Annotated in this window: 22 protein-coding genes and 1 tRNA gene; 12 read left to right on the top strand and 11 right to left on the bottom strand. The window is 68.0% G+C overall.

Features of this window, described 5'->3' with window-relative positions:
- Positions 1-95 precede the first annotated feature (95 nt).
- Positions 96-959, top strand: coding sequence for a hypothetical protein (locus ABD154_RS11740; RefSeq protein WP_198498264.1), 864 nt, complete (start codon positions 96-98; stop codon positions 957-959).
- Positions 960-969: 10 nt separating this feature from the next.
- On the opposite strand, the gene ABD154_RS11735 is transcribed toward ABD154_RS11740, so the two are convergent.
- Entirely contained in the window at positions 970-1,590 is a 621-nt protein-coding gene (locus ABD154_RS11735) for an NAD(P)-dependent oxidoreductase (RefSeq protein WP_198498265.1), read from the bottom strand.
- A gap of 92 nt (positions 1,591-1,682) precedes the next feature.
- On the opposite strand from ABD154_RS11735, the gene ABD154_RS11730 reads away from it, so the two are divergent.
- Positions 1,683-2,066, top strand: coding sequence for a winged helix-turn-helix transcriptional regulator (locus ABD154_RS11730; protein WP_198498266.1), 384 nt, complete (start codon positions 1,683-1,685; stop codon positions 2,064-2,066).
- 54 nt (positions 2,067-2,120) lie between these two features.
- On the opposite strand, the gene ABD154_RS11725 is transcribed toward ABD154_RS11730, so the two are convergent.
- Together ABD154_RS11725 and ABD154_RS11720 are read right to left on the bottom strand one after the other, a co-directional pair.
- Positions 2,121-2,612, bottom strand: a complete 492-nt coding sequence (locus ABD154_RS11725) for a hypothetical protein (RefSeq protein WP_198498267.1) — start codon at positions 2,610-2,612, stop codon at positions 2,121-2,123.
- Between the two features lie 40 nt (positions 2,613-2,652).
- Positions 2,653-2,726, bottom strand: a tRNA-Leu gene (locus ABD154_RS11720).
- A gap of 131 nt (positions 2,727-2,857) precedes the next feature.
- Here ABD154_RS11720 and ABD154_RS11715 point away from each other — a divergent pair.
- Complete coding sequence (locus ABD154_RS11715; protein ID WP_198498268.1) at positions 2,858-4,078, top strand: MFS transporter; 1,221 nt, start codon at positions 2,858-2,860, stop codon at positions 4,076-4,078.
- A 96-nt stretch (positions 4,079-4,174) separates the two neighbouring features.
- Positions 4,175-5,077 (top strand): polyphosphate kinase 2, encoded by a 903-nt coding sequence (gene ppk2, locus ABD154_RS11710; protein WP_137824258.1) that lies wholly within the window; start codon positions 4,175-4,177, stop codon positions 5,075-5,077.
- 56 nt (positions 5,078-5,133) lie between these two features.
- On the opposite strand, the gene ABD154_RS11705 is transcribed toward ppk2, so the two are convergent.
- The 7 genes from ABD154_RS11705 to ABD154_RS11675 form a co-directional block, all read right to left on the bottom strand.
- Positions 5,134-5,412, bottom strand: coding sequence for a hypothetical protein (locus ABD154_RS11705; protein WP_198498269.1), 279 nt, complete (start codon positions 5,410-5,412; stop codon positions 5,134-5,136).
- Positions 5,413-5,483: 71 nt separating this feature from the next.
- Positions 5,484-6,386 (bottom strand): SDR family oxidoreductase, encoded by a 903-nt coding sequence (locus ABD154_RS11700; RefSeq protein WP_198498270.1) that lies wholly within the window; start codon positions 6,384-6,386, stop codon positions 5,484-5,486.
- A 310-nt stretch (positions 6,387-6,696) separates the two neighbouring features.
- A complete protein-coding gene (locus tag ABD154_RS11695) occupies positions 6,697-7,785 on the bottom strand; it encodes a TIGR01906 family membrane protein (protein ID WP_232623535.1) in 1,089 nt (362 codons plus the stop codon).
- 121 nt (positions 7,786-7,906) lie between these two features.
- Positions 7,907-8,833 carry an AEC family transporter gene (locus ABD154_RS11690; RefSeq protein WP_198498271.1) on the bottom strand — a complete coding sequence of 309 codons (927 nt, stop codon included), beginning with the start codon at positions 8,831-8,833 and terminating at the stop codon, positions 7,907-7,909.
- 37 nt (positions 8,834-8,870) lie between these two features.
- The gene (locus ABD154_RS11685) at positions 8,871-9,191 is read right to left on the bottom strand and encodes a hypothetical protein (protein ID WP_198498272.1); all 321 of its coding nucleotides are present in this window, start codon (positions 9,189-9,191) and stop codon (positions 8,871-8,873) included.
- A 147-nt stretch (positions 9,192-9,338) separates the two neighbouring features.
- The gene (locus tag ABD154_RS11680; protein WP_232623536.1) at positions 9,339-9,689 is read right to left on the bottom strand and encodes a DUF202 domain-containing protein; all 351 of its coding nucleotides are present in this window, start codon (positions 9,687-9,689) and stop codon (positions 9,339-9,341) included.
- Positions 9,686-10,066, bottom strand: a complete 381-nt coding sequence (locus tag ABD154_RS11675; RefSeq protein ID WP_344251336.1) for a YidH family protein — start codon at positions 10,064-10,066, stop codon at positions 9,686-9,688. Before ABD154_RS11675 ends, ABD154_RS11680 begins: the two co-directional genes overlap by 4 nt.
- A gap of 131 nt (positions 10,067-10,197) precedes the next feature.
- On the opposite strand from ABD154_RS11675, the gene ABD154_RS11670 reads away from it, so the two are divergent.
- The 4 genes from ABD154_RS11670 to ABD154_RS11655 all read left to right on the top strand — a co-directional run bounded on the left by ABD154_RS11670 (position 10,198) and on the right by ABD154_RS11655 (position 17,807).
- On the top strand, positions 10,198-10,647 hold the full coding sequence (locus ABD154_RS11670; RefSeq protein ID WP_198498274.1) for a DUF4186 domain-containing protein: 450 nt from the start codon (positions 10,198-10,200) through the stop codon (positions 10,645-10,647).
- Between the two features lie 146 nt (positions 10,648-10,793).
- The gene (locus ABD154_RS11665; protein WP_198498275.1) at positions 10,794-12,101 is read left to right on the top strand and encodes an Nramp family divalent metal transporter; all 1,308 of its coding nucleotides are present in this window, start codon (positions 10,794-10,796) and stop codon (positions 12,099-12,101) included.
- Positions 12,102-12,201: 100 nt separating this feature from the next.
- A complete protein-coding gene (gene hrpA / locus ABD154_RS11660; protein WP_198498276.1) occupies positions 12,202-16,530 on the top strand; it encodes an ATP-dependent RNA helicase HrpA in 4,329 nt (1,442 codons plus the stop codon).
- A 239-nt stretch (positions 16,531-16,769) separates the two neighbouring features.
- Positions 16,770-17,807, top strand: a complete 1,038-nt coding sequence (locus ABD154_RS11655; protein WP_198498277.1) for a protein kinase domain-containing protein — start codon at positions 16,770-16,772, stop codon at positions 17,805-17,807.
- A 285-nt stretch (positions 17,808-18,092) separates the two neighbouring features.
- On the opposite strand, the gene ABD154_RS11650 is transcribed toward ABD154_RS11655, so the two are convergent.
- A complete protein-coding gene (locus tag ABD154_RS11650; RefSeq protein WP_198498278.1) occupies positions 18,093-18,473 on the bottom strand; it encodes a hypothetical protein in 381 nt (126 codons plus the stop codon).
- Positions 18,474-18,576: 103 nt separating this feature from the next.
- Between ABD154_RS11650 and ABD154_RS11645 the strand changes: the two genes are divergently transcribed.
- From ABD154_RS11645 to ABD154_RS11630, 4 genes are all read left to right on the top strand, one after another.
- Complete coding sequence (locus ABD154_RS11645) at positions 18,577-20,169, top strand: peptide chain release factor 3 (RefSeq protein ID WP_198498279.1); 1,593 nt, start codon at positions 18,577-18,579, stop codon at positions 20,167-20,169.
- A gap of 124 nt (positions 20,170-20,293) precedes the next feature.
- Positions 20,294-21,379 (top strand): inositol-3-phosphate synthase, encoded by a 1,086-nt coding sequence (locus ABD154_RS11640; protein ID WP_198498280.1) that lies wholly within the window; start codon positions 20,294-20,296, stop codon positions 21,377-21,379.
- Between the two features lie 366 nt (positions 21,380-21,745).
- Positions 21,746-23,329, top strand: coding sequence for an AbgT family transporter (locus tag ABD154_RS11635; RefSeq protein WP_198498281.1), 1,584 nt, complete (start codon positions 21,746-21,748; stop codon positions 23,327-23,329).
- Positions 23,330-23,570: 241 nt separating this feature from the next.
- On the top strand, positions 23,571-24,356 hold the full coding sequence (locus tag ABD154_RS11630; protein WP_198500924.1) for a Bax inhibitor-1/YccA family protein: 786 nt from the start codon (positions 23,571-23,573) through the stop codon (positions 24,354-24,356).
- Positions 24,357-24,413: the final 57 nt, after the last annotated feature.

Genomic DNA, 24,413 nt, shown 5'->3' with positions numbered 1-24,413 from the left:
GGCTTCGTCGTCGACAGGTGTCGGCGCCGAGGTTGTGATGAGGCCGTTATCGACCGACCGGCCCGGTCGCCCCGACCGCAGGCTACGGTGAGGAGATGAAGCGCACTACAGCCATCGTCAGCCTCGTCGCCGTGCTCGTCCTCAGCGGATGCACCCGGGGCGGTGAGGACACGTCGGCGCCGCAGCCGGGCCCCACCTCGGCGACGGAGGCCGGGAAGCCCGCCCCCACCGATGACGAGACGCTCGTCGACGAGGATTCCCTCCCGGTGGGGCACTGCGGAGTCGCTCCCGCACCGATGACCGACCAGGCGATCTACCAGGGCACGCAGGACACCGACTGCGACGAGGCGAGGACGGCACTGGAGGCACTGGCCCGCGGGGAGGGGGATGACTCCGAGCACGTCGCCGGGCACGGGACGATCGTCGACGGGTGGGAATGTCTCTTCCCGATGGACAGCGAGGTCGCCGACTACGACATCACGCTCTCGTGCGACAAGGACGAGCAGCGCTTCGTCGTGCGGCCGGCGAGCCTCGACGTGCCCGCGGGCTACCACGTCCTGCCGTGGGAGTACGAGGGGACGGCGACCGGCGCCGCGGGACTCTACTTCACGACGGAGTCCCGGAAGCACCACTGCAGCTTCCAGGAGGACCTGCTCGGGTGCGACAACCACAGCTTCCCCGAGGACCTGCCGCCTGTGACGTATCAGGGCCAGCAGCAGCAGCCGACGGCGATCGTCCTCACCTCCACGGGCGGGCCCCGCTTCGAGGCCTACGGCGATCCGACGTTCACACAGTTCTCCGATGCCGGGGAGTGGGGTGCGGACACCGCCGTCCTGCCCTACGGTGACCTCCTCATCGCCTACGGCATCGCCTGCACGACCGATGCGGACCGCGAAGTCGTGTGCACCAACGGTGACCACGGCTTCGCGATCTCCTCCCGGGACTATTCGCTCAGCTGAGGGTCAGAGGTCAGTTGACCTCGGAGTTCGCCACGGTGAAGCGCGCGTCGACGTGCTGGGGATCCTCGACGTCGTCGACGAGGGCGACGGCGAAGTCCTCGGCGGAGATCCGTTCACCGGCGGGTGCGTCGGTGCCGACGGCGTAGTAGCCGGTGCGTTCGCCCGGGGCGATCTCCGGGGCGGGGGAGAGCATCGTCCACGGCGAGTAGTCGCCTGCCCGGAGCATCTCGAGGGCGCGGGTGCCCGTCTCCGCCTCGGCCTTGTAGGCGCTGGGGAACCCGGGGGCGTCCTTGAGCATCGTCTCGCCGTCGACGAGCAGGGATCCGGCGCCGCCGACGACGTAGAGCGGGGTGTCGCCGCTGGCCTCGGCGAGGGTCTGCAGCGCCTGCAGCCATTCGCCGTGGTCGCCGCCGGTGCGGCTGGGGCCGGTGGCGGAGATGATGACGTCGTGGTCGGCGGCGACCTGCGCATCGAGGGCGGCATCGGCCATGTCGCCGGTGAGGCTGCGGGCGACGCCGGGGACCTCGGTGCCCGTGCGGGTGATCGCCGTGACCTCGAGTCCGCGGCCGGCGGCTTCGGCCGCCACGCGCGAGCCGACCATTCCCGAAGCTCCGAAGAGTGCGATTCTCATGATGAGTCCTTCCGTGGTGTGCGGTTCCTGATGCAGTGACGATATACTGAGGATACAAGGTACCTCAAAGAAACTATTGGAGTTCTCGCACAATGATCGACTGGGAAGGCGACGCGTTCGACCCCGACTGTCCCACGCGCATCGTCCTCGACCGCCTCGGCGACAAATGGACGGTGCTCATCATCGAGACCCTCGAGGAGGGGCCGCGCCGTTTCAACGAGATCCGCCTGGCCGTCGGCGGCATCACCCCGAAGGTGCTCACCTCGACGCTGCGGTCCCTGACCGCTGACGGGCTCATCGCGCGCGAGGCCTTCGCCGAGGTGCCCCCGCGGGTCGAGTACCGACTCACCGACCTCGGTCGCTCCCTGCTCGAACCGGTCGCGACGCTGCGACGCTGGGCCGAGCTCAACGTCGCGCGGATCGAACACAACCGGGAGGCCGCCGAGGTGGCCGCTGAGACGGCGCTGCTGAGCTGAGGGGGCGCGCGGTCAAGGGGCCTTCGGGCCTGCCGAGCAGAGCGGTGCGCCGGGTCAGGCGTCGGCGATGCGGGCGAGCACCTCGGCGAGATCCCGCAGCTCACCGGCGATCCGGTACTGCCGGGGATGGCCGGAGCGGACCCAGTTGTTCGTGATCATCGACGCGCTCGCGCCGTTCGTCGTCGCCTTGAACTCGTCGACGTCGAGGGGCGCGGTGCGATCGGCGAGGAGCCGGGCCCGGAGCGCGGGGGAAAGGTTCTCCCAGTGGTCGGCGGCCTCGTAGCCGATGACATGCCAGTCCCGGCCGCCCTCACGGTAGGCCAGCGGGCGCTGCGGAACAGTCACGGTGGGCGGTGCCGCTTCCGGAGCTGTCGCCTCGGAAGCTGCCGCGGCCCCGGACGGGCGTCCGGCACGCGGGTCGAGCCGGCCCGCCGGTGTGCGGTCATCGAAGAGCACGGCAGGTCCGGGGGCGGCGACCGTCATCGGGTCGTCGAGGCCGGTGACGGCCTGCGGGGGAGTGCCGGGGATGATGAGCGCTGAAGTCATAGGACGATCATGCCCGACTTCGCGAGCTCCGGCGACACGGTCCCCCCACTGGGACTCGAACCCAGACTGAATCGATTTTAAGTCGACTGCCTCTGCCGATTGGGCTACAGGGGGTGACGGTGCCGTGTCCGCAGTGGCGCTGCGCGGACAGCGTGCTCATCGCCAGCATCACTATATCGTCCCCGCCTGGGGCCGCGATCTGAGACACGACCGCGTCCGTGCTGACCAGGGACTAGCCTCACCCCATGACGATGCCCGCGCCCAGCCGACAGGCCTGGGTCATCCTCGTCGTCGGAGTGCTCGCGCAGATGGCGGCGACCGTGGCGATCACCGGTCCGGCATTCCTCATCCCGTACCTCCACACCGAGCTCGGCTACTCGCTCACGCGCGCCGGGACCGTCGGCGTCGCCCCGAGCTTCGGACTCATCCTCACGCTCATCGCCTGGGGTGCGTTCGCCGACAGGTTCGGCGAGCGGCTCGCGATGACGCTCGGCCTCGGGCTCACCGCGCTCGCCTCCGCGGCAGCCGTCCCGCTCTCCTCGTCGCCGGCCTGGCTCATCGTCACCCTTGCCCTCGCCGGGGCCGCCGCGGCCTCGGTGAACTCGGCGAGCGGACGCGTCGTCATCGGCTGGTTTCCCCGGCATCGGCGCGGCCTCGCCATGGGCATCCGCCAGATGTCGCAGCCCTTGGGCACGAGCGTCGCCGCCCTCGCCGTCCCGCCGCTCGCCGCAGCCGGCGGCATCACGGCCTACCTCTGGTTTGCTACCGCCGTCACCGCGGTGATGACGATCGTCACCGTCGCTCTCGTCCGGAACCCTCCCCGCGCCGAGGCGGTCCGCCCTCCCAGCGCACCGGAGCACGGACAGCCCGGCGCCGCCTCGGCGACGAACCCCTATCGCTCCGACGGATTCCTCTGGCGCATCCACACGGTCTCCGCCCTCCTCGTCGTCCCGCAGTTCGCGTTCTCGACCTACGGGCTCATCTGGCTCATCGCCAACCAGGGAGTGCCCGCCGCGGTCGCCGGCGGGATCGTCGCGGCCGCGCAGATCGTCGGCGCGCTCGGTCGCCTCATCATCGGCGCCGCCTCCGACGCCCTCGGCTCCCGGGTCGCCCTCATCCGCCTCGTCGCCGTCGCCGCCTGCGTCCTCACCCTCGCCGTCGCCCTCATCTCGCTCACCCCGCTGCCCGTCGTCGCCGCGCTCGTCTTCGTCCTCGCCTCGACGGTGTCGGTGGCCGACAACGGACTCGCCTTCGCCTCGGTGGCCGAGGCCGCGGGGCCGCGCTGGTCGGGGAAGGCGCTCGGGGCGCAGAACACGGGGCAGTTCGCGGTCTCGGCGCTCGTCGGACCCGGGCTGGGGGCGCTCATCACCGCCTTCGGGTATCCGTGGGCCTTCGTCATCGTCGCCGCCGCACCGCTGATCGGCGCGGCCCTGGTTCCGAAACACGACATCGATCGCATAACCTGATGTTCACCTCGCACCAGTACCGTCCGAGGCGCCGGGGTCGTGACCGGGTCGCGACGACATCCCCCACACCGGCAGCTGAGCAGTGAAGGAGTCTTCGTGTCCATCCTCCCGAACGAGAACCTGCGTGAGTACATCGACAAGCTCAGGGTCGAAGGCTACACGGTCGCCGACAGCCACACGACCGATCCGCAGCTCATCGACCCGATGGGACGGGCGGTCGAGACGTGGCGCGAGGGCTACCCGTACCCGGAGCTGATGAATCGGGAGGAGTACGAACTCGAGAAGTACCGGCTCCAGGTCGAACTGCTGAAGTTCCAGTACTGGGGGCAGGACACGGGCGCGAAGCACGTCATCGTCTTCGAGGGCCGCGACGCCGCCGGCAAGGGCGGGACGATCAAGCGCTTCACCGAACACCTCAACCCGCGCGCGGCCCGGGTCGTCGCGCTCAACAAGCCCTCTGACCGGGAGGCCGGGCAGTGGTACTTCCAGCGCTACATCAGCCACCTGCCGACGAACGGCGAGATCGTCATGTTCGACCGGTCCTGGTACAACCGGGCCAATGTCGAACGCGTCATGGACTTCTGCACCGACGATGAGTACGAGCGGTTCATGGAGCAGGCTCCCGTGTTCGAGAAGATGCTCATCGACTCCGGTGTCCACGTCACGAAGTTCTGGTTCTCCGTCACCCAGCGCGAACAGCGCACCCGCTTCGCGATCCGCCAGATCGATCCGGTCCGACGGTGGAAGCTCTCGCCGATGGACCTCGAGTCGCTGGGACGCTGGGACGACTACACGTTCGCGAAGGAGGAGACGTTCCGCCGCACGGACACTGATCACGCCCCGTGGATCACGATCAAGAGCAATGACAAGAAGCGCGCCCGCCTCAACGCGATGCGCTACTTCCTCAACCAGTTCGACTACGCGGGCAAGGACACCTCGATCGTCTACGAACCGGATCCGCTCATCGTCCGCCGCGGTCGCGACGCCGTCGACGACTGAGCGGCCGCGGCACGAACAGTCGGCCCCCGTGCGGTGCACGGGAGCCGGTGTCGTTCTCAGGCGGGCATCTCGGGAGGTCCGTCGTCGGAGGATTCGCCGGTGAGGACCTCACCGACGTCGACGAGGCCGTCGTCGTCGGCCGCGCTGCCGGGCGCGTCGGCGCGGTGCTCGTCCGTCGTTCCGTCGGTGCCCGCTGCGCTGCCGCGCACGGTGTCGCCGTCCTCGTCGGTCGACACCTGCGGTGCTTTCGTCACCGCGGCTGCAGGCTCGGAGCTCTTGTCGGGGCTTGTGTCGGGGCTTGAGGTCTCATCGGGCGGGGTGGTCTCGGAGCTCATGAGCATGTCCTTTCATCAGAGGTGCGGTCAGCGCGGTGCTCACCGCTGGGGGCTTGGAGGTGCCTCGACGGTCAGGGCGTCGGCTGACCGCCGTTGACGTTGAGGGTCTCACCGACGACGTAGCTCGACTCCGGGGACGTGAGGAACACGTAGGCGGGCGCCACCTCGGTGGGCTGGCCGGCGCGACCGAGAGCGGTGTCCTTGCCGAACTCGGGCAGGGCGTCCTTCGGCTGTCCGTCGGAGACCTGCAATGGGGTCCAGAACGGTCCCGGAGCGACGGCGTTGACGCGGATGCCGCGGGGTGCGAGCTGCTGGGCGAGGCCCTTCGAGAAGTTGTTGATCGCGGCCTTCGTCGAGGCGTAGTCGAGGAGGTGGGCCGAGGGACTGTACGCCTGCACCGAGGTGGAGTTGACGATCGTCGATCCCGGGGCCAGCACCTCGGCGGCGGCCTTGCTGATGTGGAAGATCGCAGCGATGTTCGTCTGGAACGTCTTCGCCCACTGCTCGTCGGTGAGATCGGAGATCGCCTCGACGGAGATCTGCCGGCCGGCGTTGTTGACCACGGCATCGAGCCCGCCGAGGGCGTCGGCGGCGTCTGTGACGAGGTCCGCGCAGAACTGCGGGTCGGTGAGGTCGCCGGGGAAGAGGTGGACCGCGCGTCCGGTCGCCTCGATGACGCGCTTGACCTCGTCGGCGTCGGGCTGCTCGACGGGGAGGTAGTTGAGCGCGACGTCAGCGCCCTCGCGGGCGAAGGCGATCGCGATCGCCGCCCCGAGGCCCGAGTCGCCTCCCGTGATGAGAGCTCTGCGGCCCTCGAGCCTGCCCGTTCCGCGATACGAGTCCTCACCGCGATCGGTCTGGGGTTCGAGGTCGCGATCGAGACCCGGTTCGGGCTGATCCTGCCGGGGCGGGGTGATGCTGGGATAGCGGGTGACGGGGTTCTGGAACGTCAGCTGATCGGTGTCATTCGCCATGGTCGAGGCTCCTTCGATCGGTGCCGGGTTTCAGGCATGGTGCCTTGTCATCGACGTTACTCAGACCCGGCCGCCCGTGCAAGCGCGGGGAGAGGTTCGCCGGGGACTCACACCTGACGCCCACGGCACGATGCGGAACGGTGCAGACGTTCAACGGGGGATGATCGTCTGCGGGCGCGGAACGGCGAAGTTCAGCCACCTCGGCGATATGGGAGGGCGGAGAAAGCATGCGGCCGGGTGGAAGGGGAAAGACCACCCGGCCGGAACCGTGGAGCGCGTGAGCGCAGAGTGCCGCTACCTGCGGCGGGATTCAGATGCGGTCGGCGGACTCGCGCTGGGCCTTCTTCGCGGCTTTGCGTTTCTTGTGACCGGCGAAGCTGAAGAGGAAGAGGATGATGGTGAGGAGGAGGAAGATCCCGCCCGCACCGATGCCCGCGTCGACCCAGAACTGGGGCGGGAAGAGGCGGATGAGGGAGTCGTCGGCGTAGAACTCCCACGTCCCGTCGGCGAAGAAGACGCGGTGGAATCCGCGGAAGAAGCTCTCCCAGCCCAGCAGCGCGACGACGGCGAGGCCGGCCATCGCGATGAAGCTGAAGATCGCGCCGAGGCGGAACCCGATGCGCATGCCCATCCCGTTCCTGCGCGAGAGGTAGAGGGAGAAGAGGACCGTGCCGATGAAGCCGATGATCGCGATGAGGTAGAGGAGGGAGATGAGGCCCTTGACGTCGGCCATGTGGTCGAGCTCGGAGGAGATGAAGACGGGTTCGCCGTTGGGCATGACGACATCGGCGAGGTAGCGGCGCGAGTCGAGGTTGTGGAGGTAGTCGATGACGTACGTGCCGTAGTGCTCGCGGTCGGCGGAGCCGAAGCCGAACTGATCGGCAGGGAAGCCGGGGCGGAAGTACTCGAACTTGAGGAACATCCCCGAGGCGATCGCGCGCACGGAGAGCGCGAGGAGCATGAACGGCACGGACAGGGCGATCCAGATCGTGCCGATGATGTCGAGGGGGTTCCGGCGGCGTTCGGGGTACTCCGGCTCGTGCGTGTCGGTCGACGTCGCGGCCTTCGTCACCGCCGCCCAGTCCTCCTCGCTCATCACCGAGGGGCGGGAAGCGCTCCCCGGCGTCGTCGCGGCCGCACCGTTGGCAGGGACCTCGCGAGTGCGGGCGGTCTCCTGCGGCGCATTCGAGTGGGCGGGTGCCACGCGCACCGGGCCGGTCGACGGGCGGGGCTCCTCCTTGAGGATGGGATCCTTGATCGGATCGAACGCCTCGGTGTCGGTCGACGGGTCGTTCGCGGCCTCGAGAGGCGCCGAGGACTTGTCGGCAGCGCTCGTCGACCCTGAGCTCATGCGCCTGCTCAGGAGGTCTTCGGTCTCGTTCTTCTCGTCTCCAGCCACGCTCCCATTGTCAGTGACAGGGTGCGCCGAGCCCGGGAGGACACGCCACGGACCCCGATATCGCCGAGGCGGTCGGCCCCTGGCATTGTCACGGGCAGTCCTCACTTGAGGACGCCGCCCCTCACCCGAGGAGAGCGGCGACGATGACGAGGGCCGGCACGGCAAGGACCGTGGTGATGAAGACGGCATCGCGCATGAGCGCCTCGGATTGGCGATACTGCATCGCGTAGATGTAGACGTTCTGCGCCGTCGGCAGGGCGGAGGTGACGACGATGGCGAACAGGTCGATGCCCGTATAGCCCAGCAGCGGGCCGCCGATCGCCCAGGCGATGACCGGCTGGGCGACGAGTTTGCCGACGGTGATGTAGCTCAGCTGCGAACGGGTGCCCTTGATCGGCAGCGCCCACCCGTCCTTAAGAGAGATGCCGAACGCGAGCAGGGCGCCGGGCACCGCCGTCGCCCCGATCATGTCGATCGGCTCGAAGATGAACCGCGGGAGCTCGAATCCCGTCGCCGAGGCGGCCACTCCTGCCGCCGCCCCGAGCAGGATCGGGTTCTTCGCGACCTGGAGGATCGTGGTGTACCAGTGAGTGTCGTGCTTCTTCTTGCCCGCGCCGTCGAGGACGGTCATGCCGATCGGGGCGAGGACGATGAGCTGGAAGAGCAGGACGGGGGCGACGTAGCCGACGTCGTGGAGGACGTAGGCGGCGATCGGGATCCCGAGGTTGCCGATGTTGACGTAGCTGACCGCCCACGCGGAGAACATCGCCTCGCCGGTGCTGCGTTTGCGCACCCAGCGGGTGAGGGCGAAGAGGAGGAACCCGACGATGATCGCCGACCCGCCGGTGGCGAGCAGCGCCGTATTGAAGATCAGCCCGAGGTCGGTCTGGGAGACCGTGACGTAGAGCAGCGTCGGGGTGCCCGCGTAGAAGACGAGCTTCGCGATGACCTGCTGTCCGCTGGGCCCGAGGACTCCGGAGCGCCCGAGGAGGAACCCGACGAGGATGACCCCCGCGATGACGGCGAATCCTTCGAATACGGCCAGCATGGGCTACCGGTGATCCTCGTTTCTGTGAGTGGTCGGGTCAGTCCTTCGCCGGGACTGCGTCGACGGCGAAGTGGGCGGCCGCGGCACTCGCGGCGGTCACGGTGAAGACGGCGGGCCAGGCCCCGATCTTCTTCGCCAGCGGGTGCGAGAGACCGAACCCGCCGAGGTAGGCGAGGCTGAGGGCGGTCGCCGTGGGCCAACCGCGCTTGACGTACCACGTGCGTGCCGCGTATGCGCCGGCGGCGGCGAGGACGACCCCGCCGAGGGGGCGGATCCCGGTCTCGCGGGCGGTGAGAAACCCGCCGATGAGGCCGAGGCCGACGAGTGGGGCAGTGGAGACTTCCTGGGCATCCTTCATGCCCCCAGTCTAGGGAGGCCCCTGATGACTCGGGACGGCGGTCTCACGACGAGGAACGTCGATGTCGCGGCGGCAGTGGGAGCTGGCGGAGTCCGGTGGAGCGGAGAGGACCGGATCGACGCTCCCGAACGGAGGGGCCCGGGTCCCTCAGCCGAAGGTCAGCTGGATCACCGAGGCGATGCCGAGGGCGGCGATGAGACAGACGGAGACGGTGATGGAGATGACCGCCCACGGTGTGGGCTGACCGCGTTCGGCGCGGATCGACCCGGCGCCGATGCGGTATCGGTCGGCCTGCATGGCGATCGCCGCGATGGCGAGGCCGAGGCAGAGGACGAAGACGGAGACGGAGACGACGGGGAAGATCGTGATCCAGCGGATGAAGAGGAGACTGACGACGGTCATCGTCAGGCTCGTCCGCAGCCACGACTGGGTCGTCCGCTCCGGCTGCAGGCCCGGATCCTCGTGCGGCATGTACCGCGTCGACTTCGACGGGGTCACAGCACCCCGGAGAAGACGAGGACGAGGAGACCGGCACCGAGCGCCGAGGCGAGGCTGACGATGGGGATGATGAGCGGCAGGGGCAGCGACTCCTTGCGCCGCATCGCCGACTCGATGCGGAACCAGCGGAAGGCGGCTCCGGCGGCGAGGACGAATCCGATGGCCATGAGCACGATCGGCAGCGTCGCGCGCAGCCCGGGGGAGAAGATCGCCCCGGTGAACGCCTCGACCGCGATGCCGCCGCCGATGAACGCCAGCGACGTGCGGATCCAGGAGAGGAACGTCCGCTCGTTCGCGAGCGTGAACCGCGGGTCGGGATCCTCCCCGTCGGGGAACATCCGCTGGGCGAGCCTGCTGCGCGTGTCGTCGTGTGCCACGTCTTTGAGAATACATCCGCGTCCCACTCCCGGGCCGTCACCGTTCACAGTGTGATGCGGCGGTGACCACCGTCTGCGGTCACCGCCGGTGTCCGCCGACCCGTGTCAGTGGCGCCGGATACGCTCCCCACATGACGGATCACCAGCAGTTGGACGAGCGGATCGGGCGCATCACCCGCACCCCTTTCCGCTCGCGCTTCCACCTCCGCGACTCCGACCTCGACTACATCGCCGCACGCGACATGGACACGATGAAGCGGCACGCAGAGGACTTCATCGCCACCCGACTGGCCCCGCGCAATCCGCCACGCGACGGCAAGCAGACCCCGTGGAAGGGCCACCCCGTCTTCCTCGCCCAGCACGCCACGGCGACGTGCTGTCGCACGTGCCTGCAGTCCAGCCACGGCATCGCCGCCGGTCGTGCGCTCACTGCCGCCGAACAGTCCGAGGTCGTCGCCGTCATCTGCCGGTGGATCGAACTCGAGCTCGCCTCCGCCCCCGCCCGACGGTCCGTGCCGAGACCGCCGACCGCGGCGTCGAGGAGATCGCAGAGGACGGTGAGGCAGCCCGCCCTCTTCTGATCCATCGCCTGCGTCTCTGCACCCGTGTCCCACCCTGTGAGGCAGCACGCGGTCGTGCCTCCGTGCTGACGTAGCATGAACGCAGACCCTGCCGACCGGACCGGTGACGTTCGCGTCGGCAGTGCCGGAGACGACGAAGGAGACGTATGACCGACGGACCGAGCCAACCGCCAGCACCGCCGCAGGACTCCGGTCACGGCACCGTCGGTGAGGCCGAGGGCAGACCGAAGTGGAAGGTCATCGGCCCGGGCCTCGTCGTGGCGGCCACCGGTGTCGGTGCCGCCGACATGGTCGCCACGCTCGTCGCCGGCAGCCGGTACGGCTATGCGCTGCTGTGGGCCGTCATCGTCGGCGTCCTCCTCAAGATCATCCTCGTCGAAGGCGCCGGACGCTACACCCTGGCCACCGGCAAGACGATCTTCGAGGGCTGGCGGTCACTGGGCCGGTGGACGACCTGGTACTTCGGCCCCTACATCATCATCTGGGGCTTCGTCTACGGTGCGACGGCGATGAGTTCGGCGGCCTTGCCGCTGGCCGCGCTCTTCCCCATGGTGCCGCTGACGGTGTGGGCCGTCCTCATGGGGCTCGCCGGCTTCACGATGGTGTGGCTGGGCCGGTACACGGTGTTCGAGAGGATCACCGCGGTCCTCGTCGGGATCATGTTCGTCACCGTCGTCGGCCTCGCCGTCATCGCCGTGCCCAATGTGCCGGAGATGCTCCGCGGCCTCATCCCGCTCATCCCCGACGGCGGGGTCGTCTACACGCTCGCGCTCGCCGGTGGCGTCGGCGGCACGATCACCCTGGCCGCCTACGGGTACTGGCTGCGGGAGAAGGGGTGGATCACGCCCAAGTGGATGCGCGTGATGCGCATCGACAACACGATGGCCTACGTCATGACCGGCATCTTCGTCATCGCGATGCTCATCGTCGGCGCCGAGGTGGTCCGCTCCGCCGGCGTCGCCCTCTCCGCCGGGGATGAGGGACTCCTCGACCTCACCGATGTCCTCAAGGCCCGCTACGGCGACGTCGTCGGCGTCGGCTTCCTCGTCGGATTCTGGGCGGCATCGTTCTCCTCGATCATCGGAGTGTGGAACGGCGTCTCGCTGATGTTCGCCGACTTCTGGGGCCACATGCGCAAGAAGCCCGCCGGGCACCCGGACACGCTGACCGGCGGCAAGTACTTCAAGTTCTACCTCCTGTGGCTGACGTTCCCGCCGATGATCCTCTTCCTCCTCGACCGGCCGATCGGGCTCATCCTGACCTACGGCGTGCTCGGGGCGCTGTTCATGCCGTTCCTCGCCCTCACCCTCCTCGGCCTGCTCAACGGCAAGCGCGTGCCGAAGGAATGGGCGAACCGGTGGCACACGAACCTTGCGCTCGGGATCACCGCACTCCTCTTCCTCATCCTCGGCGTCCAACAGCTCATCGATGCCCTTTCCCCGCTGTGGAGCTGAGATGCCGTGCTGAGGCGCGGCAGCGGCGCTGACGCTGCCGGCCCGGCCGCTCACCGGCTGCGCTGAGGGAGGGCAGGCGGACGATAAGCTGGGAGGTGAGATGGCAGACGAGAACTCGGCAGCACCCGAGCACCAGAACACCTCCCGGAACGACGAGCGCCGTACCGATGAGCGCCCGGTGAGCAGCGAGCGCCCGGCCGATGAGCGCACTCCCAGCGAGCGGTCCCGCGGCAGAAGAGGATCCCGCCGAGGCGGGTCGGCGAAGCGCCGCGGCCGCCGGGGCATGACCGGGGCCGAGCACCGCGAGCGCCGTGCCCGCCTGCGGGAGTCGCGGGCCGCCCACCCCGTGGCGGTGACATACCCGGAGGAACTTCCGGTCAGTGCGGCGAAGGATGAGATCGCCGAGGCGATCCGCGACAACCAGGTCGTCATCATCGCCGGTGAGACCGGGTCGGGCAAGACGACGCAGCTGCCGAAGATCTGCCTCGACCTCGGCCTCGGCGTCGAGGGCATGATCGGTCACACCCAGCCGCGGCGCATCGCCGCGCGCACCGTGGCCGAACGCATCGCCGACGAACTCGGCGAGGACCTCGGGGGCACCGTCGGCTATCAGGTGCGGTTCACCGCGCAGGTCGCCGACGAGACCCGGATCAAGGTGATGACCGACGGCATCCTCCTCTCCGAGCTCTCCCGCGACAAACTGCTGCGCGACTACGAGGTCATCATCATCGACGAGGCGCACGAACGCAGCCTCAACATCGACTTCCTCCTCGGCTACCTCAAAGAGGTGCGCCGGCAGCGGCCCGATCTCAAGATCATCATCACCTCGGCGACGATCGACCCCGAATCCTTCTCGCAGCACTTCGACGACGCCCCGATCATCGAAGTCGAGGGCCGAACCTATCCGGTCGAGGTCCGCTACCGGCCCCTGACCGACGACACCGCCGACGATGACGTCGATGGACCCGGCGAATCCGGGGACTACGAGACCGGGGTCGAGGACCAGATCGACGGCATCATCGCCGCTGTCGACGAACTCAGCGCCGAAGAACCGGGCGACATCCTCGTCTTCCTCTCCGGAGAGCGCGAGATCCGCGACACCGCTGACGCCCTCGAGGCGCATGTGCGGAAGAACCCGCGGATGCGCCAGTGGGAGGTCATCCCGCTCTTCGCCCGGCTCTCGGCCGGTGAGCAGCAGAAGGTCTTCCGACCCCATTCGCGTCCGCGCATCGTCCTCGCCACGAACGTCGCCGAGACGTCCCTGACGGTGCCGGGCATCAAATACGTCATCGACGTCGGCACCGCCCGCATCTCCCGCTACTCCAACCGGACCCGAGTCCAGCGGCTGCCGATCGAGCGGATCTCGCAGGCCAGCGCGAACCAGCGCAAGGGCCGCTCCGGACGGACGAGCGAGGGCATCACAATCCGTCTCTACTCGGAGGCCGACTTCGAGTCCCGGCCGGAGTTCACCGACCCTGAGATCCTGCGGACCAACCTCGCCAGCGTCATCCTCCAGATGGCCGACCTCGGGTTCGCCTCATCCGACGAGGAGATCCTCGGCTTCCCGTTCCTCACCCCGCCCGATGCCAAGGCAGTCCGTGACGGGCGCACGCTCCTCGCCGAACTCGGGGCACTGACGAGTGACAAGTCGGGCGCCATCACGGTGACCCCGACCGGCAGGAAGCTCTCCGTCCTCCCCATCGACCCCAGGCTGGCGCGGATGGTCATCGCCGGTGCCGAGGCCGGGGTAGGGGGAGAGGTCCTCGTCATCGTCGCCGCCCTGTCGATCCAGGATCCGCGCGAGCGCCCCACCGAGGTGCGGGCCGCCGCCGATGAGAAGCACGCCCGGTTCGTCCATCGCGGCAGCGACTTCCTCTCCTACCTCAACCTGTGGAACTACCTCGAGGACGCGCAGGCGTCGATGTCGTCGTCGAAGTTCCGTCGGCAGATGAAGGCCGAGTTCCTCAACTTCGTCCGGATCCGCGAATGGCAGGACCTCGTCGGCCAGCTCCGCTCCCTGCTCGGGTCCGCGGGCATCCGGGTCGACCGTCCGACCTGGCGTCAGGGCGACACCGAGGCGGCTGCCGGCGGAGATGACAGCCGTGCCGGACGAGACGGTGCCGGACACCAGGGGGCGAACCGCCGAGTTCAGGGCCGCGGTCAGGGGGCGGTCGCCTCGGCGAGGACATCGTCTGAGAACCGAAGCGGACAGGGCAAAATCGGGTTCGCCGAGCTCACGGCGGCGAAGAAGCAGGCGAAGAAGGCCCGCGGGGGAGTCGAGCCGGGCCGCGGAGCCGACGCCGCGGCGATGAAGCTCGACCTGCGAGCCGTGGCGATCCACCGGGCGCTGCTCACCGGGCTGCTGTCGATGATCGGGTCGCGCTCGGAGAAGCACAAGGACTACCAGGGGGCGCGCGGCACGCGGTTCGCGATCTTCCCGGGATCGGGGCTGTTCAAGGTCAATCCCGACTTCGTCATGGCCGCCGAGCTCGTCGAGACCTCGCGGCTGTGGGCGCGCACGGTCGCGGCGATCGACCCCGACTGGGTCATCGACGCCGCTGGCGACCTCGTGACCCGGCAGCATTCGGAACCGCACTGGTCGCGGACGGCGGGGGCGGCGATGGTGCACGAGAAGATCGCGCTCTACGGCGTCACGCTCGCCAGCGACAGACGGGTCGGCTACGGCACGATCGATGCGGCCGCGGCCAGGGACATGCTCATCCGCAACGGCCTCATCGACGGTGACTGGCGTGAGCGGTTCGGCTTCCTCGACCACAATGCCGCCGTCGTCGAGGAGGCGGAGGAACTCGCCTCGCGGACCAGGAACCGTCGGGTCCTCGACCAGGACGACGCCCTCTTCGACTTCTACGATGCCAGGATTCCCGCCACGGTCACCTCGGCGGCGGATCTCCGGTCGTGGTGGAAGGGGCAGAAGCGGCGCGATCCGCACCTGCTCGACCTCACGACCGCGGTGCTGCTCAGCGAAGACAGCGAGTCGCTGACCGCCTCGGTGGCTGAGGACTATCCCATGGAATGGGAGCTCGCCGACGGGACGGCGGCGAAGCTGCGCTACTCGTTCGACCCCGGATCGACGGAGGACGGGGTCACCGTCGAGATCCCGGCAGCGGCGGTCCCGCTCGTCGATCCCAACGAGTTCAGCTGGCAGGTGCCGGGTCTGCGCGAGGAGCTCGTCGCCGCCTACATCCGGTCGCTGCCGAAGAACAAGCGACGCTACTTCGTTCCCGCCCCGGACGTCGCGCGGGAGATCCTGCCCGCCCTCACCCCGTATCAGGGGAGCCTTCCCGAGGTGCTCGCCGCCCACCTCAGTGACCGCGCGGGCGGCGGAGGCCTCCAGGACCTCGTGCCGATCACCGTGTCGGCCGACGACTTCGATCGGGAGCGGATTCCCGCGCATCTGCGCATCCGCTTCCGCCTCGTCGACGGGACGAGGACCGTCGGCCTCGGTGAGGACCTCAGCGTGCTGACGAAGACCGCGAAGCCGCAGGTGAAGAAGGCGCGCGTGAAGGCCTCGGCATTCACCGAGAAGCGGGGGCTGACCTCGTGGAGCATCGGGCAGCTGGCGGATCCGGACACCGCCGATGCCGGTGTCGTGCCCGGGCTCGCCGATCGCGGAGAGAGCGTCGACCTCGTCGCCTTCGACACCGCGGTCCAGGCGCGCCTGGCCAGCCGGGAGGCGGTCATCACCCTGCTCAGCCTGGGTGCGGGTGAGGCGCTGAACTATCTGCGGGACGGGCTGACGACGGAGGAGAAGCTCGTCCTCGCCGGGCATCAGAAGCGCTCCGATGAGCTGCTCGCCGCCATCGTGCGCGCCGGCGTGCGCGGCATCGTCGAGTCCGAGCTCGGACCTGCCGAGACGTCGTGGGTCGGCGATGAGGCGGCATTCTCCCGGCTGCGGACTGCGGTGAATGCGCAGATCACCGAGGTCACGGCGACGCTGCTGCCTGCGGTCATCACGGCGCTGCGCCGCGCCACCGAGCTCGAGAAGCTGATGTCGTCGGCGTCGTCGCTGACGATCCTCGCCAATCTCGCCGATGTCCAGGCCTGGACCGGATCACGGGTCAGTGCGGCGGCGATCGCGGCGATGACACCGGCGATGGTGAGCGCTCTGCCGCGGTGGGTCGAGGCGGAGACGGTCCGCATCGGCGCCATGCAGGACTCTCCGATGCGTGATCGTCAGCTCATGGATCGGGTGACCGGCAGCGCCGAGGCGGTCGCGAAGAAGCTCGCGACCCGTTTCCCGGGACTGGGATCCGAGCCGTGGAACCGGTGGCTCGTCGCGGTGCCGAGTGAGTGGCGAGCGGTGCTCGTCCAGCTCGAGGAGCTGCGCGTCAGCCTCTACGCGAACGGCTTGGGCACCCCGCAGCCGGTCTCGGAGAAGCGCATCGCGAAGGCCCTGGCCCTGCTGTAGCCGGTCGCCGTTCGTCGTTCGCGGGTCGGCCTCAGTGAGCGACGGCGCTTCGGTGGTCGTGCGTCTCGGGGTCCTCTGGCCCCGGTGCGAGCGACCCATCCCGCACGTGGAGTTGCACACACACCGCGTGCACGGGGTGTGTGTCGTGCTCCGGGTAGTTCTCGCGAAGCTGCGCGGTGTGTGCGGAGCTCAGCGGTGTGCATCGCGCGCCGAGGTGGGTGTGGCGTTAGAGTGAAGTCGTGAGCGATCGTTTGACTCGAGCGAAGGCAATCGCCGATGAACTGGCTGCGCTGGACGACGAGGAAACGATGGACCTCCTCTACGGTTCACGAGTGGTCGGTGTCGGCATCGGAGGCACGACAAGGGTTGCGCAGTTTCGAGGGTCGAAGGTTTTCATCAAGCAGATGCCGCTCACCGCTGAGCAGAATCTCGCTCCCACTGCGACACGGAGCTGGCTCGATCTGCCTGTCACCAGTCACTACGGTCTCGTCAGTCCTTCGCACGGCGTCGGAAGAGAGCTGGCTGCTCATCAGCTCACCTCTGCTTGGGTGTGGGAACGCGAGGCCGACTTCTTCCCGCTGCTGCTGGACTGGCGCATTGCGGATGTCACTTGCGATGTCGACTTCAGTGAGTTCGATGTCGCAGAGGTCCGTCAACGGTGGGGGAGATATTGGCCGAAGATCCGAAGAGAGATCGATTCCCTCCGAGCGTCACGCAGCAGCCTGCTGCTCGTGCTCGAATATGTTCCAGAGACGTTGGCATCGTGGCTGCGCAGCAGCGTCGCCTCCCGGCGAGCAGGAACCATATTCTCCGACGCCGTCGCCCAAATCCTCGAGGCGACGACGTGGATGAAGTCGCGACATTTCCAGCACTTCGATCTGCATCCGGGCAACATTCTGGTTCGCGATGGCACGCTGCTATTCAGCGATTTCGGATTGGCTCTTCACTCATCCTTCGTTCTCAGCTCCGCAGAAGAGAACGCGATGTCCGCGCATGGCGACTTTGATCGTGACACCGCCCTCATGCACCTGTTCCACTGGCTGCTCTATGAAATGGGATTTGAATCGCGGGAGCAGAGGTTGAAGCTTCTGCGGTCATTTGCGAACGGTTCTCGGCAGATCGTGCCCGACCCGGTGCGCGAGGCGCTCGGCGACAGCGCGGGGCTCCTGATGGACCATGCACACACTGTTGTCGCCATGACGGACATGTACGACGCTCTGGTCGTCGATGTGACCGCGACAGACTACGGCCGAACGACCCGGGCGACGCGCTGGTGAAGCCGCAGGTGGCCTGTTGCGTCGGTGCGATCGACCCATCACGCACGTGGAGTTGCATGCACACCGCGTGCACGGGGTGCGTGTCGTGCTCAGGGTAGTTCTCGTGAAGCCGCGCGGTGTGTGTGGTGCTCAGCGGTGTGCATCGCGCGCCGAGGCGGGAGTGGAGCTCCGGGTGGCGTGTGACGCTTCGGGTAGTGCGCAGTGCGCCGCAGGCGTCCGGACGCCGCCGGGGTCCGAGCGCCGCAACGATCCCGACGTCGCGAGGCCTCCGGCGGTCCGCCGGAGCTACATCGGGGCGGGGTTGCCGGTGAGGTATCCGGCGAACAGCCACCACAGGGGCAGTGCCGCGGCGACGAGGAGCGCTGCGGCCGCCCAGGAGATCCGCCAGCGCCAGGTGCGGCGGCGCGAACCGATGAAGAGGAACGCGATCCACAGCAGCACGCAGAGGGCACCCGAGAGGCTGAGGAAGACGATTCCGACGACGTCCCACCCTGTGGTGCCGAGATCGAACATGAACTTCGCGATCTGCGCGATCGACAGGGAGAAGAGCACCGCCAGCGCGAGCAGCGGGACTCCGAGGACGCCGGCGATGATGAGCGGGGAGGCCTTGAGCCACCGCTCCTTCGGCTCCGACCGGCCGGCGTAGTCAACGTATTCCTCAGTCATCGCCACTCAGCCTAAGCGGACTCTCCGAAAGGAGCCTGGGATCACGGTCGACTGTGACTGATCGGACAGGGACTCCCAGCCCGATCGGCGGTAGGATATTTTGGTGACTTCTGGCCAATATTCTGACAAAGAGATCCGCACGCAGGCGGCGCGTCGCCGCACCTTCGCAGTGATCTCGCACCCGGACGCCGGCAAATCGACGACCACCGAGGCGCTCGCCCTCCACGCGAAGGCGATCGGTCAGGCCGGAGCCACCCACGGCAAGGCGGGCCGCCGCGCGACCGTCTCCGACTGGATGCAGATGGAGCAGGACCGCGGCATCTCGATCTCCTCGGCCGCCCTCCAGTTCGAGTATCGCGACGCGGTCTTCAACCTCGTCGACACCCCCGGCCACGCGGACTTCTCCGAGGACACCTACCGCGTCCTCTCCGCCGTCGACTGCGCGGTCATGCTCATCGACGCCGCGAAGGGCCTCGAGTCGCAGACGATGAAGCTCTTCGAAGTCTGCGCCCACCGCAACATCCCGATCATCACCGTCGTCAACAAGTGGGACCGCCCGGGCCTCGACCCGCTCGCCCTCATGGACGAGGTCCACGAGCGCACCGGCCTCCTGCCGACGCCGATCACCTGGCCGGTCGGCCATTCCGGTGACTTCCGCGGCGTCCTCGACCGTGTCACCGGCGAGTACACGAAGTACACGCGCACCGACGGCGGCGCGACGATCGCCGGTGAGGAGACCCTGTCGGCAGACGCCGCCGCTGAGCTCGAAGGCGATGCGTGGACGACGGCGGTCGACGAATCCGAGCTCCTCGACATGGAGGACCAGAACCACGACCAGGCGACGTTCCTCGCCGGCAAGTCGACGCCGGTGATGTTCGCCTCGGCGGTGCTCAACTTCGGCATCCACAAGCTCCTCGACATGCTCGTCGATCTCGCTCCGGCCGCCGAGGCGCGCGAGGACAAGGACGACAACCCCCGTGACGTCGACGCCCCCTTCTCCGGGTTCGTCTTCAAGGTGCAGGCCGGCATGGATTCCAACCACCGCGACCGTCTCGCCTACATCCGGGTGTGCTCGGGCGTGTTCGAACGCGGCAGCGTGCTCACACATTCGGCCACCGGCAAGCCGTTCGCGACGAAGTACGCGCAGCAGGTCTTCGGCCGTGACCGCGACGTCGTCGACGAAGCGTTCCCCGGGGATGTCGTCGGCCTCGTCAACGCCAGCGCGCTGCGCGTCGGCGATTCGCTCTACCTCGACAAGAAGGTCGAGTTCCCCGGCATCCCGACGTTCTCGCCCGAGCACTTCATGGTCATCCGCGCCAAGGACTCCTCGAAGTACAAGCAGTTCCGGCGCGGCATCGAACAGCTCGACCACGAAGGCGTCATCCAGGTGCTGCGCTCGGACCTGCGCGGCGACCAGGCACCGGTCCTCGGGGCCGTCGGTCCGATGCAGTTCGAAGTCGCCGAGGACCGGATGAACAACGAGTTCAACGCCCCGTGCTCGCTCGAACGCCTCAACTTCTCCCTCGCCCGGCGCACCACCCCTGAGTGCGTGCCGACCCTGGCCCGGGAGCGCAACGTCGAGGTGCTCAGCCGCTCCGACGGCGAGCTGCTCGCGCTGTTCTCCGACCGCTGGCGCCTGCAGGGTGTGCAGAAGAACCACCCCGACCTCGTGCTCGAACCGCTCGTCGTCAGCTGACGAGGCCCCGGCGCGGACGGGTGCTCCGCGGTTTTGACGTGATCACTAAGATGGATATTCGGGTTCGCGCGCACGCGCAGCAGCCCGGACTGCGGGGAGACCCGAGAGGACAGAAGGAGAGTTCGTGGGAACGAAGAAGATTCGAGTCGCCATCGCCGGTCTCGGCAACTGTGCGTCGTCGCTGATCCAGGGTGTCGAGTACTACCGGGATGCTGCCCCCGGCACGAAGGTTCCCGGACTCATGCACGTGGAATTCGGCGACTATCACGTCGGTGATCTCGACTTCGTCGCCGCGTTCGACGTCGACGGCAAGAAGGTCGGCACCGACATCGCCGAGGCGATCACCGCGAGTGAGAACAACACGATCACCATCGCCGAGGTGCCCCCGACCGGTGTGACCGTCCAGCGCGGTCCCACGCTCGACGGCCTCGGACAGTACTACCGCGAGACGATCGTCGAGTCCGACACCGACCCCGTCGATGTCGCCCAGGCCCTGCGCGACGCCGAGGCCGACGTCCTCGTCTGCTACCTGCCCGTCGGCTCCCAGGAAGCCACCGAGTACTACGCCCAGGCCGCGATCGACGCGAAGGTTGCCTTCGTCAACGCCCTGCCCGTCTTCATCGCCGGGACGAAGGAATGGGACGAGAAGTTCCGCGCCGCCGGGGTGCCGATCGTCGGTGACGACATCAAGTCCCAGATCGGTGCGACGATCACCCACCGCGTCATGGCGAAGCTCTTCGAGGACCGCGGCGTCGTCCTCGACCGGACCTACCAGCTCAACGTCGGCGGCAACATGGACTTCAAGAACATGCTCGAACGCCAGCGCCTCGAGTCGAAGAAGATCTCGAAGACCCAGGCCGTGACCTCGAACACCCAGGCCGAGCTCTCCGCCCGCGACGTCCACATCGGCCCCAGCGACTACGTCGAATGGCTCGATGACCGCAAGTGGGCGTTCGTCCGCCTCGAGGGCCGCAACTTCGGCGACGCCCCCGTCTCCCTCGAATACAAGCTCGAGGTCTGGGACTCCCCGAACTCCGCCGGCGTCATCATCGACGCCGTGCGCGCCGCGAAGATCGGCCTCGACCGCGGTGTCGGCGGTGCGCTGATCTCAGCCTCGTCGTACTTCATGAAGTCCCCGCCGGAGCAGAAGAGCGACGACGCGGCGCATGAGGCCGTCGAAGCCTTCATCCGCGGAGACATCGAGCGCTGACCGTCCCGGCGCCGCACCGCGTCGCGTCGTACAGCACGGATGCCGGCTACCCCGCCAGGGTGGCCGGCATCCGTGCATCTGCTCGACAGCGTCCGACATCCGGCGCCCGGCGTCCCGCCCGCTCCGGCACGACGCCTGGCGCCCGACGTCCCCACCGTCTCCCGCACGACGCCTGGCGCCCGACGTCCCCACCTCCTCCGGCACGACCCCGGCCGAGCGGGCGGATCCGACCGCATGCGTCCCGGCAGTCAACCGAATCCTGGTATCTTGTCTCAGTGACTGCGCTCACAGGATGACGTCATCCGCCGAGTGCAGTCGGCCGCAGAGTGCCGCCGCGCGCACCGCCGACCCGAACCAGGAGACACCATGTCGACGAGAACAGCCGACACCGACACCCAGGCGCAGAGCCCCGACCGACTGAGCTGGCTGATGCGCGTGCTCGTCGTCATCGAGAAGGCCGGCAACAAGCTGCCGCATCCCTTCTGGCTCTTCCTCTCCCTCGCCGTCGTCGTCATGATCCTCTCGGCGATCTTCTCGGCCACCGGGCTCAGCGCCGTCAACCCGGCCACGGGGGAGACGGTGTCGGTGACGAACCTCTTCACGACGGAATCCCTGCGGGAGATCGTCGGCGGGGCCGTGATGAACTTCGTGACGTTCCCGCCCCTCGGGCTCGTCATCATCGTCCTCCTCGGCGTCGCCGTGGCCGAACAGTCCGGTCTCATCCCGGCGATGCTGCGCGGCACGATCGCCGGGGCCTCGCCGAAGTGGATCACCTTCATCGTCGCCCTCGCCGGCACCGCCTCGTCGATCGCCTCCGACGCCTCATACATGATCATGATCCCGCTCGGCGGACTCGCGTTCCGGGCCGTGGGCCGCAACCCGCTGCTCGGCTGCATCGTCGCCTACGCAGCGACCTCCGGCGGGTACTCGGCCGCACCGATGGTCAACGCGATGGACACCGTCCTCGGTGGTCTCTCCACCTCGGCGGCGCAGATCATCGACCCCGAATACGTCGTCAGCCCCGTCGCGAACTTCTACTTCAACTTCGTCTCGATGTTCGTCGTCGCCGGTGCCATCACCCTCGTCACCGAACTCCTCCTGTCCAAGCGCGCCGACGCGATGGTCCTCGACGAGCCCGATGAGAACGATCCGGACGTCTTCGACGTCAAGATGGCACTCGACGCCAAGGAGAAGCGCGGCGTCCTCTTCGCCGTCATCACGATCGTCGTCTGCGCGGTCATCCTCTTCCTCCTCGCCCTGCCCGCCGATTCGTTCCTCCGCGACGAAGCCGGCGGCTTCGGACCCGAATCCGGCCTCATGGCCGGCATCGCCGCGATCATCGGCTTCGGCTTCTTCATCGTCGGCATCGTCTACGGGTACGCGACCGGGTCGATCACGAAGGTCTCCGACATCCCGGAGATGATGGGCAAGGGGCTGCTGCCGTTCGTGCCCGTCATCGTCCTCTTCTTCGCCGCCAGCCAGTTCCTCGCCCTCTTCAAGATGTCGAGCCTCGGTGAGATCCTCGCGATCCGGGGAGCCGACCTCTTCGGCTCGCTCGAGACGAGCACCTTCGTCATCCTGCTCGGCGGCTGGCTGCTCGTCGCCCTCGGCGCGCTCTTCCTCACCTCCGGGTCGGGTCTGTGGACGCTCATGGCCCCGGTCCTCGTGCCGATGTTCATGCTCCTGTCGATCTCCCCGGAGACGACGCAGGCGCTCTACCGGATCGGCGATTCGACGACGAACATCATCTCCCCGATGTCGCCGTACTTCGTCGTCGTCCTCGGCTTCATCCAGCGGTACAAGAAGGACGCGGGCATCGGCACGCTGCTGTCGTTCACGATCCCGCTCTCGTTCACGATGTTCCTCTTCTGGGGTCTGCTCTTCTTCATCTGGTGGTTCACCGGCATCCCGTGGGGTCCCGGCGCGGCCATGGACTACTCGATGAACTGAGCCCCCACCTCGCCGAGGCGGTCCACCGCAGCCATTCGCGCGCCGGGGACGGCCGGGCGTCGTACCGGCAGCGGAATACCCGGGTCGGCAGAAGTGTTGCAATCATGCAACGCTCTGTCCCCGGACCCCGCAGTCCTCAGTGACCGTCCAGGTGATCCGGCTAGACTGGCAAGCGACGTTCGACTCGCCAGACGGCGAGACCACTACTCAGATCGAAAGGATCTCGACCGTGAGTAACCCCATGATGGACCGCACCATCAGAGAAGGCGTCCAAGCCGGACGCAACCAGCAGCCGGTCATGTCCGACCAGCAGCTCAACGACCTGTTCAACCAGCCGGCAGCGCAGGAGCGCAACACCGGTCGTCCCGTCGACGACCGGGCGATGACGTACGACGACGTCATGATGAAGACGGGCATCCTCTTCGCGATCCTCCTCGCCGGCGCCGTCCTCGGATGGTTCGTGCCCGTGCTCGCCTTCCCGGCGATGCTCATCGGCCTCGTCCTCGGTCTCGTCAACGCGTTCAAGCGCGAACCGAACAAGGGCCTCATCATCGGCTACGCCGCGTTCCAGGGCGTGTTCCTCGGCGGCATCTCCGCGATCTTCGAAGCCCAGTGGGACGGCATCGTCCTCCAGGCCGTGCTCGCGACGCTGTCCGTCTTCGGTGTCATGCTCGCCCTCTTCAAGTTCAAGGGTGTGCGCTACGGCTCGAAGATGATGAAGTTCATGCTCATCGCCGTCGGCGGCTACGCCGTGTTCTCGCTCATCAACTTCGGCTTCGCCCTCTTCACCGGCACCGGCGGCGCCCGCTCGATCGAGATCTTCGGCATCCCGCTGGGCATCGTCATCGGCATCGTCGCGACCGTGCTCGCCGCGATGACCCTGATCATGGACTTCCAGATGATCGAGGAAGGCGTCAAGCAGCGCATTCCCGAGCGCTTCTCGTGGCTGTGCGCGTTCTCGCTCATGACCACGCTCGTCTGGCTCTACATCGAAATCCTGCGCCTCCTCTCCTACTTCAGGAACTGAGGCCTGCGCGCCGAATCCGGCGCGTAGGATGAGCACATGAACGACACGACGGCGGAC

The sequence above is a fragment of the Brevibacterium sanguinis genome (genome assembly GCF_039528855.1).
Lineage (GTDB): Bacteria > Actinomycetota > Actinomycetes > Actinomycetales > Brevibacteriaceae > Brevibacterium > Brevibacterium sanguinis.
This window is presented reverse-complemented; position numbering and strand designations above follow the sequence as displayed.